Here is a 15,492-nt window from a genome sequence, read left to right on the forward strand (position 1 = left end):
AGAAAATAAGGAAATGAAAAATAAATTTTTTATGTTGTTAATTCTTGGATTAGGTTTAACGACGTCATGTAACAAATTTTTGGAAGAAGATCCGAAGTCTAATTTGTCTCTGGACGGATATTATCAAAATTCTGCTCAAGCACAGGCTACGGTGAATTCATTATATAGAAGGGGAGCTCCACAACGCTATTCGCTAGCGGGAAGTGCGTATGTCGGGCCAGCTGCGTCGGTCAATACCATGTTGACAGGATATTTTACAAATAGTTATGAGGGGCAGGAACGAGTATGTTTATTTGCTAGACAGTTAACTAGACAGCAAAATACAAACCTGATCACCGGCTCAATGAACACCATTTGGGATGAAAGTTATAAAGCAATTAATATTGCAAACGCCGGAATAAAATATATTCCTACTATCTCATTTGTTTCCCAAGATCAGCAAAAATCTTTATTAGCAGAAGCGAAGTTTTTTAGAGCCTATAACTACTTTTATCTGGTTAAGACGTTTGGTGCCATTCCGCTCAGCACAACGCCTGTTGAAACATTAGAAGATAATCTCTATCTAGAAAGAACAGAGGTTGCGAAAGTGTATCAGTTAATCGAGACTGATCTTAAAGAAGCTGTACAAGATTTACCTGCTAAAACGTTTGCTGATAATGGACATCGAATTACAAAATATGTAGCGGCCATGACATTGGCTAATGTTTATTTACAAGAAGGCAAGTATAGTGAAGCTGCAGAGATGGCAAAAATTGTTGTCAATTCTGCTCATAAAATGACTGAAAATGTCGATCTTAAAATGAGTAGCGCTTATAATAAATTGCGTACAACGGATGATTTAAGTGAAGTGATTTATGCACAGGAATATGACGCAACAATTAGCACAAGCAGCTGGTGGACAACGTATGCATTTAGTTCTTCGGCAACATCCGTGTTTGATAAATATTCGATATTTGAACGTGTTTTTGGGCCTACAAAGCAATTTTTAAATGTCTACGATACGAAAGACCTGCGGATTCAACCAAATCAGTTTTTCCATTGGAAATATACAAACCCGGTGAACAACAAGACCTGGGAATCTACGGAAGCCGGCATCTGGTATTATTTTGATGAGCAAGCAACTACTGTTACTGGTCGAGGAACCAAAGACTGGAACTTCTACCGTTATCCTGAGGCCTTGCTTATAGCTGCAGAAGGAATCGCTAAAACATCTGGTGTGAGTGCCGAGGCTGCAGGTTATTTAGCTCAGGTAAAAGCACGGGCAAATACCGAAGGAAAATCAGTTGCTGCTTATACAACCGAATTGCAAACATTATCAGCAGATAATTTTGTGAAAGAATGCTGGAAAGAGCGTCTCCGCGAGTTCCCATTGGAATTTAAAATGTGGGACGATATTGTTAGAACTAAAATGTTCCCTGTAATTTCAACGACTGACGCTGGTAAAGTCGATTTCGTGCCATTGATTGGAGCTAAGAACGGATCTGGTGCAACATTCAAAGAAACAGATTTATTATGGCCAATTTCTCCTGATGAAATTCAGCGCAATAATAAATTGACACAAAATGCAGGCTATCAATAGTCTTTTAAATCTGGGTTTAAAATGGCCATCAATTGATGGCTATTTTTTTTATAAACAATGGCTAAAGCAATCTAGTGACAATAAATGGAGCAATTATTTGTTTAGGTAACATCTATAGCGACACTGTTTAAAATTTTTAAAAAACCTTTTCCCTTTAAAATTAAAATCCTATCTTGAATCCACAATCAAACACTTAAACTAAAAACAATAACCAAAAAGAGAAAAATCAACAAAACATATAATTTAGATAAAATCACATTCGCTTTTTTTTATTCAAATAGCAAAACCGCTTTTGCTTTGTTTTTTTCAATGATTATATGCTGAGTTGTTCCAGCTTAGGTGCATTTTTACGTTTTTTTTAAAATAAATAATTAATAATCCGTATGGTTTAATCTATTAAGATAGAAATGAGACTCAAGTATTCGTATTAATTATTGAAGATGATACTAATTAAACATGATCGTTTAAGCTTATCAAAGCTAAAACGTTTTATAAACCAAAATCACTAGTTATATGAGCAGAATCGATTTAGAATCATTTGCCCGCTTAACGAAAAATACCAAGCTGTTTTTTTCGTTGGCTATTATCGCCGGGACGATACATCAGGCAAATGCGCATGTCATCGCCAAGGGGGAAGACCCAAAAGAGACCTTTACCCATAAGATCGCTAAGTTTCAGGGTTTAATTAAAGGAAAGGTACAGGATGCAAAGACTGGAGAAGGGGTCTCCGGTGTTTCGGTTACCGTCAAGGGATCCGCAAAAGGTACAACATCGGATGGCCAAGGTAATTTTGCCCTGCAAGCCAAGATAGGAGATGTCCTGGTCGTGTCGTCCATTGGTTATCGAACAAACGAAGTCAAAGTAATAGGAAATGCCCCGATTGATATTCGACTCTCCGCGACAGAAGACCAATTGGAGGAGGTTATTGTTGTCGGTTATGGTACGCAAAAGAAAAGTGAAGTGACTTCAGCAGTGGCCTCTGTAAAAGAAAAGGATTTCAATCAAGGTGGTATGCGCAACCCAATGGATCTGGTGCAAGGTAAAGTTGCCGGGCTAAATGTGACGAGAACCCAGGGCAGTAATCCAAATGCTGGTTCGGATATCCAATTGCGGGGTATGGCGTCCATGAAAGGTGGAAACTCCCCGCTGATAGTCATTGATGGTATTCCTGGTGGAAATCTAGATTTGATCAAGCAAGGAGATATTGAATCTATTGACGTGTTAAAGGACGGATCTGCAGCCGCTATTTATGGGACGCGTGGTAATGGTGGTGTAATTTTAGTGACCACTAAAAAAGGCAAATCCGGAGAGCCGCGATTTGAATATTATACCTATGGTCAACATGAGTCTGTAGCAAAGAAACCTTCCATGCTGAATGCACAGCAATTTAGAGACTATGTAGTCAAGGGGCAGAATAAACCTGATCTTGACCTGGGTGCATCAACAGATTTATATGATGAATTGATCAATAAAGGTAATTTTTCAACATTCCATAATTTTGTTGCCAGCGGTGGTGGGGATAAATCCAACTACCGTGCTTCAATTAACTATGAAAATGCCGAAGGTATTGCAAAACAGAATGGACGTCAGCAATTTGGCGGTCGTGTCAATTTTTCCCAAACTGGATTAAAAGATCGATTGACTTTCTCCGGTAATATTGCTGCCAATTTCAATAAAGCAGATCTTTTGGGTGGAAAACCGGAATATTTCGAACAGGCAATCCAGCGCAATCCAACTGCTCCACTATACAATCCCGACGGAAGTTTCTACCAAACCCAGGGGTATAATAATTTTAATCCGTTGGATCGTATGGCCAACCGTGTAGATCAACGCAATCAGGAAACTTTTTCGGGAGACGCCCGTATGAAACTCAAGATTATAGAACCATTGAGCATCTCAGCCTTCGGATCCTATCTTAGAAATAATTGGAACGATCGTCAATATCGGTCGATCAAAGATTGGGACCAACGCCAAAATTCTGAGTATCAGGGTATGGGCTATGCCTGGAAAAGAAATGAGTTAAATTGGTCCAAGACCTTTGAAACCACAATTGATTACAACCAGACATTCAATGAAAAGCATAATATAACGGGTTTACTCGGTTACAGTTTTCAATATAATGGTTATGAGCGATTTGAGATGTCCAATAATGGTTTTACAACAGACGCTTTTCAAGACTGGAATATGGGAAGTGGTACGGCTCTGACAAATACAAAACTTCCGCGACCATCGATGGGATCATTTAAGGAAGACAATAAACTGATTGCCTTTTTTGGACGGGTAAATTATAATTATGACCAAAAGTATTTTGTGAGTGCAATTCTCCGGCGGGAGGGCTCCTCACGATTTGGTGCTAATCATAAATGGGGTAATTTCCCGGCGATTTCTGCGGGATGGACCATTACCAATGAAGACTTTTTCTCCAATAAAGAGCTTGTCAACAATCTGAAGCTCCGTGTAGGGTATGGGGTAACCGGTAATCAGGGTTTCCCGAATTACAATTCATTGATCTTGTTGGGAACAGGCGGGGTATATCCGCAGGATGGCATCTATTATCAAACGTATGGACCGACACAGAACCCCAATCCAGACTTAAAATGGGAACAAAAAGCCGAATTGAATATCGGGCTTGATTTTGGTTTGTGGAATAACCGACTAACAGGATCTCTGGATGTCTATAATCGTAAAACCAAAGATTTATTATACCAATATAAGGCGCAACAGCCAGCCTATGTGAGTACAAACATTTGGTACAATGTAGGCGAGGTTTCGAATAAAGGTGTTGAATTGCAATTGTCTGGAGTTCCAATTCAAAAAGAAGATTTTAAATGGACGGTGGATTTTGCCGGAAGTTATCAAAAGAATAAACTCGTTACCATGTCCAATGATATCTTTAAGAGTAATTGGATGACTTTTGGCGGTCTACCCTCTCCAGGTAATCTCGGAGATGCCATTCGTCTTGAAGAAGGCGGTGAAATTGGTTCCTTCTATGGAAAACGTTATGCGGGTCTGAATGATGCTGGAGAATGGCTCTTCTATAAAGCCGACGGCTCCAAGGCTACCATTGCCGATATAAATGATAATGATCGCGCCTATATTGGAAATGGTGTTCCCAAATTCAATGCGTCGCTAGGTAACCGGTTTACCTATAAGGGCTTCGATCTGACCGTGTTTTTCAGAGGTAAATTTAAGTATGATATCTTAAATACAGCGGATATGTTCTTTGGTAATCAAAAATGGTTGCCTAATAATGTGTTCGAAAGTGCTTTTACTAAGCATGCCGACCTTAAACAGGATCCACAGTATTCGGATTACTACCTTGAGAACGGAAGTTTTGTGAAACTGGATAATATTACATTGGGATATAACTTTAAACTAAAGACCGATTATATCAAAAGTCTGTATGTATATGCAACTGGAAGAAATATTGCAACCATGACCAAATATACGGGGATTGATCCGGAGCTGCAGGATACAGGTTTTGAAGCAGGGATTGATTCGCGCAGTTTCTACCCAAGAACAAGATCTTGGACAATTGGTTTAAATGTTGGATTTTAAAATAGTAAGGTTATGAAAAAAACAAATAAATATTTATGTTCCATCCTGAGCGCTGTTACCTTAGGTATCTCTTTTAGTTCCTGCACCAAGTTGGATGAGACAGTCTATAGTCAGATCAAGGATGATAATTTTTACAAGAATAAACGGGAGGTTATGCAAGCTGCGCTCCGCCCTTTTACGCATATGCAGGCCTGGCTTGCACCCACAGGTGGAAATGGCTTTTATTATCATTCCGAATTAAGTGCCGATCAAGTGGCCTGGCCGCAAAAGGGACGCCATGGATATGACGGTGGAGACCATATCCGGCAGCACTATCATACGTGGACAAGCAATGAAAGCCGGCTGCGTGGGGCCTGGGAGTTGATGTGGGGTGGCGTTGGCTATGTCAATAATGCTATTCAGGATATTGAGAAACTGGACATTACTAAAATTGCCGATCTGACGGAGGAAGAACGCACTCAGATACTTGTGCAATTAAAAGTAATGCGAGCCTTCCACTATATCAAAATTATGGATCTTTGGGGCAACGTCCCTATCGTGACAAAGGTAGCCGATCCAATTAACCCTGAAACCAAACCGAGAACAGAGGTTTTTGCATTTGTGCAGAAGGAACTGGAAGAAAATGTGGATAAGTTGCCTAAAACCTCGGCCAGTAATATCGGTCAGGTATCTATGGCTGCAGGTTATGCCATGCTGGCTGAACTCTATCTCAATGCCGAAAAATGGTCGGGTAAAGCAATGAATGATGAATGTATCGCTGCTTGTGATAAGATTATTTCCGGACAGGCTGGCGGCATTGGAGGGGCTCCCAAATTGAGCCCTGATTTGAATGCATTGTTCAGTAATACCAATTCGGCGAATCCGGAATCCTTATTTCAATTTCAATATAGCAGACAGGCGGGGTTTACATTCGATTGGTCGGGATTCTATATGAGTTATGACTATATGAAGGAAGTGCTCAAAGTTGGTTACGGTGGATGGAATGCATTTGTTGTTATCCCTACCGCATTTAATGCCTATGCTGAAAATGACTTGCGGAAGAAAGAATGGTTTTTGTTTGGACCACAATATAAATACGGCACCACTACACCTGTATTGGGAACGGAAGAGTATTCAGGTAAACCGCTGGTGTTTGTCAATTCGATCCGCAGAGAAAGCGAAGGTGATAAAACTTCAGAAGGTGGTATGACAAAAGGAGAAGAGAATTCTGGAGCTCGATTTAATAAATATAAATCAGGTACCTTGGACGATGCCAACTACTGGGAGAATGATTATATTATTTATCGTTTAACGGAGATCTATTTCGATAAAGCTGAAGCACTTATGCGTAAGAATGGTGGAAAAGCCAGTAGTGAAGCTGTGGAATTGGTCAATGAATCCAGAAAAAGAGCATTTAGTACGGCTGACTGGCCTATGGCGCAGTATACTGTCGCTACATTGACGCTGGATGAATTACTGGCGGAACGGGGACGTGAATTTATTTTTGAAGGAAAGCGCCGGACAGATCTAATCCGATTCGGAAAATATATATCCGGATCTTGGTGGGATCATAAAGCTACGAACGATAAGAATAAAGAACTATATGCGGTACCGATGGATCAACTGGCAATCAATCCCAATTTAAAACAAAACCCTGGTTATTAATGTTCAGGAATAGTAGATGCCGTATAGGTATCTACTATTCTTTTACCTAAAACACATGAAAAGATATTTTACGTTGTTTCTTTTGAACTTTATTGGTGTAACCTTATTTGCACAGAAAAATAATTTTCAGAACTATGCTATCCAAACTTTAGATAGCATCTATAGCAAGTTTGGAAATACCAAGAATCAGCTCTTGGCTGAAAAATATCCCTTTGATGAAAACTTTAAAGCTGATTATCTGGATAATAATCAACAGGCAGCGCAGCAAAAGAAATATGCTTATCTATGGCCTTTCTCGGGTAGTTTCTCGGCTGTAAATGCCTTGATGGAATTGCCAAAAACAAAAAAGGCATTTCAGTTCATACTTGACAAAAAAGTCCTGGTTGGGCTACAGGAATATAGGGATGAAAGTCGGTCGCCGGTTGGTTATGCTTCTTATTTAAATACAGCTCCTCCCTCGGATCGTTTTTATGACGATAATATCTGGTTGGGTATCGATTTTACCGATAGCTATATCCATACAAAAAAAATAAACTACCTGTCTTCGGCCAAAGAGATCTGGAATTTTGTAAAGAGTGGGGAGGATGATAAACTCGGCGGTGGCATTTATTGGTGTGAACAGAAAAAGGAATCTAAAAATACCTGTTCGAATGCACCAGCAAGTGTATTTGCACTTAAGTTATTTATGGCAACCAATGATAGGTCCTATCTGCAAGAAGGGGAACGTCTTTATGAATGGACAAAAAGAAATCTTCAGGATCCCGAAGATAAGTTATACTGGGACAATATGCAGCTCAATGGAAAGATTGGAAAAGCTAAGTTTTCGTACAACGCCGGACAAATGTTGCAGGCAGCAGCCCTGCTTTATAAGTTAACGAAAAATAAACGGTACCTTGAGGATGCACAACAGCTGGCTGAGGCCTGTCTAGGCTATTTTTTCGAAACGGATGCGAAATTGAATTTCCCAAAATTGAAAAATAGCAATTTGTGGTTTCATGCCGTAATGATGCGTGGTTACATCGAGCTCGCTGCGGTGAATGGCGACCAAAGGTATCTCACCGTTTTTGCGAAAAATCTTGAATTTGCCTGGCAGCATATGCGCGATAAAGAAGGATTATTTAGTGCAGATTGGACCCTGAAAGATCAGCATAAATCGAAATGGCTGCTCGATCAATGTGCTTTTGTCGAAATGTACGCACGGTTGGCAAAAGCTGGGTATTAAAATCGATGTAAAACGGTATAAGGTTAAGACGCTGAAAATAATTTTTCAGCGTCTTTTTTTTGTTCTGTAACATATTGGTTAGAGAGATTAAATAATGTTTACTTAACATAATAGATGCTGTAAAATTTCTATTTGAACACCACCGTGGATATCATAAAAAAGGAGAAACCGACGATTACTTTTGTGCATTTCGACCAACCTGATGGCGTAGGCCATAATATCGGGCATAATACACCGGAATACTATGCCGAACTAAAACAGGTCGACAGACGTATTGGTACCTTGCAGCAAGCTGTAAAAGACGCAGGAATTGCAGACGAAACAATTTTTGTTATTGCTGCGGATCATGGTGGTACCGGAAAAGGACACGGTGGTAAATCGCTGGCCGAGGTGGAGATTCCTTGGGTAATGACCGGACCAGGTGTACCAAAAGGAAAAGAAATCAAGGAAACTTTGATGATTTATGATATCGCGCCTACGTTAACTTGGTTGCTTGGTGCACCGCTTGATGCCGCTTGGCGCGGACAGGCAATCAAAGCATTCCAACAATAGTTGTTTCCCGTCAAACAAAAAGCCCCAAAGAATTTTCTTTGGGGCTTTTTGTTTGACGAATCGTCAATATTATATATCTACGACCACATCCATTTTGAAGTCGTCATCTTTTAGATGGACAATTTCCGTTGCTTTTTCGTAGTTAGTTGATTTCTTGGAGAAGAAGTCATGTTGTGTCGTTTCAGTATTCAAACCATTCAATACGATTGGGTTGACTTGTTTTACTTCGAAGATCGGATCAAAGCCTAAATTCATCAATGCTTTGTTGGCATTGTAACGAACATATTCTTTTACCTCTGCAGTTAAGCCAACTTCAGTATAGATCTCTTCTGTATATTTCAGCTCATTTTCATACAAATTGTAAAGCAAGGCCAAGAAACGAGCTTTTACCTGATCTTGATTTTTTAATTTTTTGAATTGATCTTGGGCTATTAATCCAACGAATACACCGTGAATGGATTCGTCTGCGATAATTTTCTTAATGATATCGGCAGAAGCAACCATTTCACCTTGTCCACATAACCATAATGGCAAGAAGAATCCAGAATAAAATAAGAATGACTCCAATAATACAGATGCAGCCATCGCCATATAAATCTCCTCGTCCGAAGCATCTTCTTTATCGATTGCGCGGTAGTAACCATCAATCGTTTCTGCTTTGTATTGAAGATATTTATTTTGTTGAACCCATTCGAAAATGTCGTTTATTTCGGCGGTTGTAGAAACTGTCGTGAAAATAGTGGAATACGATTTTGCGTGGATAGCTTCCATCATACACATATAGGACAACACAGCTTTATTCTGTAATGTATCGATATGATCGATGATTTTAGGCATACCTGTGTGGCTTTGAAGAGTATCCAACAAGGTTAATCCACCTAAAGCTTTTTTATACGCATCTTTCATTTCTGGGCTGATACGTTTCCAGCTATCGATATCTTTTGAAGGAATGTATTCCGTATCGATCCAGAATTGACGGATATTTTGTTCCCAGAACATCAATACATAATCGTTCTCAGGGGTATTCCAGTTGACAGCTTTATATGTTTTACTCATTTTTAGTTTAAAGTATTAGGCATTTATTATCACGTATTTGGATTGTTGATTTTAGATAAGCCAAAAGCCGCCAATGGCGTAGGCAACTTTTGACTTTCTCCCATTATATATCCAAATACTAAAATCTCAAAATTAAGCTGAACAAGAGACACATTCGTCGATGGTCGATTTTCTTGTCCGTGTATAATAAAGGGATTTCAACCCCAATTTATGTGCATAGATATAATATCTAGATAAATCTCTTGTCGAATCCTTTGAGTTTGTATGCAAAATTGTAGATACACCTTGATCAATATGGCGTTGGATAACCGAGATCAATTTTAAGACCTTGAATTGATCCATATCATAAGCCGATTTGAAATAGAAATAATTATCGTTTGTCAAGTATGGCATTGGATAGTAAGTTGTACTATCTCCATACTCACGTACCTCAATGATATCGACGATTGGCATAACTGATGCAGTTGCATTCATGATATACGAAGTCGATTGATTTGGAGCAATAGCCAAGCGGTAAGCATGATAAATACCATGTTCTTTGATTTTCGCTTTTAATTCCAACCAATCTTCGACTGTTGGAATATGTATTCCTTCAAATAACTCCGTTACCTTAGCTGTTTTAGGCATGTAATCGCGGTTTATGTAATTGTTGAAATACGTACCATCGGCATAGGCTGATTTTTCAAATCCAACAAATGTTTTACCACGTTCTTTGGCAATTTCCATCGATGCTTCCAATGAATAATAGTTCATCATCATAAAGAAAGTATTGGCAAAATCCAGTGCTTCGTTAGATTCATACATGATGAAGCTTTTTGCAAGGTAACCATGGAGGTTCATTGCACCTAGCCCTACAGAATGCAACTCGCGGTTTGCTTTTGCAATAGATGGAACCATATCGATATTGGTCACGTCTGTAACGACAGTCAAAGCACGCATAGCCGTTTTTACGGTCTCTTTGATACGTTTGTTGTCCATTACAGTCGCGATATTTAAGGAGCCTAAGTTACAGGAGATACCATAACGGATCGTGTCCTGTTTGCCATAGATCTCAATATCGGATACTTGAGATACTTGCATGATTTCAGTACACAAGTTTGAGAATTTCACTTGACCGATTTCATTCAATGCATGGACACGGTTGGTGTTCTCTTTGAAGAAAATATAAGGATATCCCGATTCTTTTTGTGTCTGAGCAATTTTAACTAAAAGGTGACGAGCATTGATTTTTTTCTTTTTCACGTTTGGATTCGTGATCAATTCGTCGTACATTTTGTCCATATCCATCTCATCCAAGAATTGTCCATACTCTTGCATCACCGTATGTGGGTAGATCAAATAGCATGGTTCATCTTTTTCTGCCAATTCCATGAATTTATCGGGAACGATGATACCGATCGACAATGATTTGATACGTACTTTCTCGTCAACGTTGATTTTTTTACAATCTAAAAATTCTTCGATGTCAGAGTGGAAAATATTGAGGTATACTGCACCAGCACCCGGACGTTGTCCCAACTGGTTAGCATATGAGAATGTATCTTCCATAATCTTCATGATTGGAAGTACACCGCCGGCACGGCCTTCAACACCTTTGATAGCTTCTCCGCGAGCACGGATTTTAGAGATATTGAACGATACACCACCACCGATAGAAGACAACTTCATTGCGGAATCAACAGCATAACCGATACCATTTAAGTTGTCGCCGATTTCATCCAAGAAACATGATACTAATTCACCCGAGCGTTTCTTTCCTGCATTCAAGAATGTAGGGGTCGCTGGCTGATATTCTTGATTGATCATGATTTCTGCATATTCAATTGCTTTTTGAACACCCTCTTCTCTTGCTAAGAACAAGGAAACAGCAACTACACGGTCTTCATAACGCTCTAAAAACTTCTCGCCAGAATCGTCACGTAAAGCGTAGCTCTGGAAGAATTTGAATGCCGCCATAAAAGATTCGAAACGGAATTTCTTCGCATACACATAGTTGAATACCGTTTCCATTTCTTCAAATGTAAACCATTGGTAAAAGTCAATATAATAGTTGTTTTCTACCAAATAGTCTATTTTTTCTTTTAATGTATAAAAGAACACGGTGTTCTTATTTACATATTCCAAGAAATATGCACGAACCGCTTCCTTATCTTTATGTAAGCTGAATTCGTCATCATGCTTAATCATGATTTCATTATTAAGCAATATCCAGTTTTTTGCTACTTCGTTTGCTACCATCGCAAAAGTTCTTTAAGATGTCAATAAATTGATTAATATCTTCCATTGTTCCGGACAGTTCAAATTTGAACGCCAGTGGAATGTCGAAATCCTGTGAAATGCGATCAGCTGCCAGACCAAAATTCGGTCCCCAGTTGCGGTTGCCACTGGAAGTAACAGAATAGATATTTTTAGCTTCGCGTTTCATGAATTCTTTTGTGTTTTCGGGCACCTGTCCAAAATTTGTGGTGAAAGTGACCAAATGCCCAGGGGCTTTTACCGTTAAATCGGCGGTGATCTTATGGATTTGCCAACCCGTTATCTGAGCTACTTTATCCATAAAACGTTGTACGTTCCCCGTTCTGGAATCATAATAAATGTGTATCATGTCACTGTTTAATTTTAATGATACGCTGAATTTATTAAAGTGCAATGGCAGCCAATTCCTCTGGTTTAAAGCCAATGATACGGTGTTGAATCTCTTCATTTTCCAACACAATTACCGTAGGAACTGTGCGGATTTTGAATCTTGCGGCCAAGTCTGGTTCATCAAAAGGATTAACCGTTTCATATTGGATACCTTTTTGATCCAAATAAGCCGATACTTGCGCACAAGGAGCACAATCGTTTTTCTCAAATTTGATAATTCTTGCCATGTTTACTTGTTTATTTTTTTATTCCAATCTTTATAGAAAAACTCGGTACGAAGTTAATGGTATCAATTTTAATCGGGGAGACCAGATTGAAGGTTAATCTAGCCATTAAAAATAGACAATTCGTCAAAAAGAAAAGTCTGTGTTTCGATACTTAAAAACTTCGTTGAGTTGCCAATTCTTTCATTAGCTTAACAAATATCTTATATTTTCTTTCGATGCGGTAGTTTGACTTTTCCACATTTTGGGCAAAAGTTTGTCAGAGAATGCGTTTGCTGCAGATTAGTGTTTGTAAGTTGTTGTTTTTCTGTGTTTTATAAATGTGGATAACTTTAAATTCGTAATTTTTACCACTATTTTACAAATGATTTAAGTTTAATTTTACTGTCATAAAAAAGCTACAAAACTTGCTTTTTTATGAAATTTTTATTATCTTATTTTGCCCTAATTTGAAAAATAAATTTATGAAGAAACTATTCTATGGTCTCTTGCTTCTAACGTCGCTACAGACGCAAGCGCAGGAAAACATTACCTTTCAAAAACCCTCTACTGAAATTTTGGCCTTAGCCGATTATGTGCGCCCCCCTCAGATAAAAATTTCTAGCGATAGAAATTGGATGTTATTTACGTTCCGGCCTACGTATAAAAGCCTGGCAGACTTAGGCCAGGAAGAAATGAAACTGGCGGGATTGCGGATTAATCCAAAGACCAACATGGAAAGTTCGACAATCTTTTTCGATAAGATTGCCTTGAAAAAAATAGGACAAAATATGGAATTTTCCGACTTCACGGGAATGCCCGAAAAAGCGGCGATGGCCAATTTTGTGTTCTCTCAAGACAATAAGCGTTTGGCATTTAGCAATACAAATGAAAGCGGAACTGCCTTATTTGTCATTGATCTTGCAACGCGAAATGTCAAACAGTTGACTGCTTACAATTTGAACGGAACATTGACAGCACCATTTCAGTGGCTGAGAAATTCTTCCGGTTTAATAATAACAAGTCTGCCAAAGGATAGGGCGGCACTGTTGGATCCTTCAAAAGATTTGCCGACAGGACCTATTGTCTCAACAAGTGATGGGAAGGTGTCTCAATTGAGGACATACCAAGATCTGCTTAAAAATCCGCAGGATGAAGTGAATTTTGAAACATTGGTACAATCCAACCTTGAACTTGTAGATCTGGACGGCAAGATTTCTTCCTTTAAAGATAAAGCCATTTATACGGGGATCAGTTTCTCGCCGGATGGTGAGTATGTGATGATCACGACCATTACAAAACCTTATTCCTACGTAGTTCCGGTCTCGTCTTTTCCACAGCAGGTTCGTATTTATGATCGATCGGGCAAGGAAATAGCGCTGGTGAATGAGACCCCCTTGACAGAGGTAATGCCCAAAGGTTTTTCGTCGACACGATCGGGAAAACGTGCCTGGCATTGGCGGAGTGATCAGCCAGCTACGTTGGCTTATGTAGAAGCCTTGGATGGCGGGGATGCGAATAAACCTGCGGAGTTTCGTGATGCCTTATATACTTTATCGTACCCTTACGATGGTGCGGGAAAGCTTATTTTTAAAATCAAAGACCGTTACGCTGGTGTAACATGGGGGAATGATAAATATGCATTGATCAATTCGCAATGGTATGATACGAGAAACGCAAAAACTTTTGTGGTGAATCCTTCCTCGGGAGAATCTAAACTATTGCATGACCGGAACAGTCAGGATGTCTATAACGATCCGGGAGATGTGTATATGGAAAAAAATAGTTTAGGCACTTATTCGATGTATATAGATAAGGATAAAGTACTGTTTGTAGGTAAGGGCTTTACTAAAAATGGTGAGTTTCCTTTTGTGGATGAGCTTGATCTGCATTCGCTGAAGAAAAAACGCATTTACACTGCTCCAGCATCTGAACTGCAGGAACGTATCACCCAACTAGTGAACCCTAAAACTGGTGATCTGTTGATTTCGCTTCAGTCAGCATCGACTTATCCGAATTATTTCATGAAAAATATGAAATCGGGGAAACAGGTGACGCTCACCACGTTGGAAAACCCGTTTAAATCGTTGGAAAAAGTTCATAAAGAGATTTTAAAATACAAGCGCAAGGATGGAGTCGAACTTTCCGGAACATTATATTTACCTGCCGGTTATGATTTTACGAAGAAAGAGAAGTTGCCTCTGCTAATGTGGGCTTATCCAAGGGAATATAAGGACAAGAATACAGCCGGACAAAGCACGGCCAATCCGAAGGAGTTTACCTTCCCAAGTTATGGCTCTTTTATCTACTGGGTATCGAAAGGCTATGCTGTATTGGATAATGCGGCCTTCCCTATTGTTGGAGAGGGAACAAAAGAACCGAATGATACCTTTATTGAGCAACTTGTGGCAAATGCCGAAGCTGCAATTGATGCGGTAGATCATTTGGGTTATATCGATCGGAAAAAAGTTGCTGTGGGTGGGCATTCCTATGGTGCGTTTATGACAGCACATCTGTTGTCCAATTCAAAATTGTTTGCCGCAGGAATAGCGCGTTCTGGAGCATACAATCGGACCTTAACACCATTTGGTTTTCAGAGTGAACAACGTAACTTCTGGGATGATCCAGCCTTGTATATGACCATGTCTCCATTTGTGAGTGCTGATCGGATGAAAACCCCACTTTTGTTGGTTCATGGCGGAGCCGATAATAATCCCGGAACATTCACCCTGCAGACGGAACGCTATTTCCAGGCCCTGAAAAATTTGGGAGCTCCCGTGCGTATGGTCATTTTACCACGCGAAGCTCATGGATATGTCGCCAAAGAAAATATCTTCCATTTACTTTGGGAGCAGGATCAATTTTTGGAAAAATACCTTAAAAAATAACCGGTCGATTAACCAGAAGCAATAGTGTTAAGGTGTACAAGGATTCAATGTAAAAGAAGGTGTCTAAAAAGTAAAAACAAACCCTCTGAGAATTGAATATTTGAAAAGTACCTGTATAGGGATTCGGTAAAAATTCAATATAAA

General features: G+C 39.4%; 10 protein-coding genes. 6 read left to right on the plus strand and 4 right to left on the minus strand.

What is annotated here, in order from left to right:
- Nucleotides 1–13 precede the first annotated feature (13 nt).
- The 5 genes from AACH28_RS18260 (at nt 14) to AACH28_RS18280 (ending at nt 8,555) form a co-directional block, all read left to right on the plus strand.
- Nucleotides 14–1,579 (plus strand): RagB/SusD family nutrient uptake outer membrane protein, encoded by a 1,566-nt coding sequence (locus AACH28_RS18260; RefSeq protein WP_341831179.1) that lies wholly within the window; start codon nt 14–16, stop codon nt 1,577–1,579.
- Between the two features lie 513 nt (nt 1,580–2,092).
- The gene (locus AACH28_RS18265; protein WP_341831180.1) at nt 2,093–5,137 is read left to right on the plus strand and encodes a TonB-dependent receptor; all 3,045 of its coding nucleotides are present in this window, start codon (nt 2,093–2,095) and stop codon (nt 5,135–5,137) included.
- 12 nt (nt 5,138–5,149) lie between these two features.
- Complete coding sequence (locus AACH28_RS18270) at nt 5,150–6,781, plus strand: RagB/SusD family nutrient uptake outer membrane protein (protein WP_341831181.1); 1,632 nt, start codon at nt 5,150–5,152, stop codon at nt 6,779–6,781.
- 55 nt (nt 6,782–6,836) lie between these two features.
- Complete coding sequence (locus AACH28_RS18275) at nt 6,837–8,003, plus strand: glycoside hydrolase family 76 protein (protein WP_341831182.1); 1,167 nt, start codon at nt 6,837–6,839, stop codon at nt 8,001–8,003.
- A gap of 132 nt (nt 8,004–8,135) precedes the next feature.
- Nucleotides 8,136–8,555, plus strand: coding sequence for an alkaline phosphatase (locus AACH28_RS18280; protein WP_088163115.1), 420 nt, complete (start codon nt 8,136–8,138; stop codon nt 8,553–8,555).
- 69 nt (nt 8,556–8,624) lie between these two features.
- Here the strand turns inward: AACH28_RS18280 and nrdF are convergent, their stop codons facing one another.
- The 4 genes from nrdF to AACH28_RS18300 all read right to left on the minus strand — a co-directional run bounded on the left by nrdF (nt 8,625) and on the right by AACH28_RS18300 (nt 12,484).
- Nucleotides 8,625–9,611, minus strand: coding sequence for a class 1b ribonucleoside-diphosphate reductase subunit beta (gene nrdF, locus AACH28_RS18285; RefSeq protein ID WP_070570180.1), 987 nt, complete (start codon nt 9,609–9,611; stop codon nt 8,625–8,627).
- Nucleotides 9,612–9,743: 132 nt separating this feature from the next.
- On the minus strand, nt 9,744–11,849 hold the full coding sequence (gene nrdE, locus AACH28_RS18290; RefSeq protein WP_070570178.1) for a class 1b ribonucleoside-diphosphate reductase subunit alpha: 2,106 nt from the start codon (nt 11,847–11,849) through the stop codon (nt 9,744–9,746).
- Entirely contained in the window at nt 11,809–12,216 is a 408-nt protein-coding gene (gene nrdI / locus AACH28_RS18295) for a class Ib ribonucleoside-diphosphate reductase assembly flavoprotein NrdI (protein WP_083296125.1), read from the minus strand. Before nrdI ends, nrdE begins: the two co-directional genes overlap by 41 nt.
- A gap of 34 nt (nt 12,217–12,250) precedes the next feature.
- Complete coding sequence (locus AACH28_RS18300) at nt 12,251–12,484, minus strand: co-chaperone YbbN (RefSeq protein ID WP_046673718.1); 234 nt, start codon at nt 12,482–12,484, stop codon at nt 12,251–12,253.
- Between the two features lie 461 nt (nt 12,485–12,945).
- On the opposite strand from AACH28_RS18300, the gene AACH28_RS18305 reads away from it, so the two are divergent.
- On the plus strand, nt 12,946–15,348 hold the full coding sequence (locus AACH28_RS18305) for a prolyl oligopeptidase family serine peptidase (RefSeq protein ID WP_341831183.1): 2,403 nt from the start codon (nt 12,946–12,948) through the stop codon (nt 15,346–15,348).
- Nucleotides 15,349–15,492 lie beyond the last annotated feature (144 nt).

Source organism: Sphingobacterium thalpophilum (genome assembly GCF_038396785.1).
Classification (GTDB): Bacteria; Bacteroidota; Bacteroidia; order Sphingobacteriales; family Sphingobacteriaceae; genus Sphingobacterium; species Sphingobacterium thalpophilum_A.

Excerpts from the sequence above, each read along its gene's own strand:
- AACH28_RS18260 (WP_341831179.1), top strand. The coding sequence starts at position 14 with ATGAAAAATAAATTTTTTATGTTGTTAATTCTTGGATTAGGTTTAACG.
- AACH28_RS18265 (WP_341831180.1), top strand. The coding sequence starts at position 2,093 with ATGAGCAGAATCGATTTAGAATCATTTGCCCGCTTAACGAAAAATACC.
- AACH28_RS18270 (WP_341831181.1), top strand. The coding sequence starts at position 5,150 with ATGAAAAAAACAAATAAATATTTATGTTCCATCCTGAGCGCTGTTACC.
- AACH28_RS18275 (WP_341831182.1), top strand. The coding sequence starts at position 6,837 with ATGAAAAGATATTTTACGTTGTTTCTTTTGAACTTTATTGGTGTAACC.
- nrdF (WP_070570180.1), bottom strand. The coding sequence starts at position 9,611 with ATGAGTAAAACATATAAAGCTGTCAACTGGAATACCCCTGAGAACGAT.
- nrdE (WP_070570178.1), bottom strand. The coding sequence starts at position 11,849 with ATGGTAGCAAACGAAGTAGCAAAAAACTGGATATTGCTTAATAATGAA.
- nrdI (WP_083296125.1), bottom strand. The coding sequence starts at position 12,216 with ATGATACACATTTATTATGATTCCAGAACGGGGAACGTACAACGTTTT.
- AACH28_RS18300 (WP_046673718.1), bottom strand. The coding sequence starts at position 12,484 with ATGGCAAGAATTATCAAATTTGAGAAAAACGATTGTGCTCCTTGTGCG.
- AACH28_RS18305 (WP_341831183.1), top strand. The coding sequence starts at position 12,946 with ATGAAGAAACTATTCTATGGTCTCTTGCTTCTAACGTCGCTACAGACG.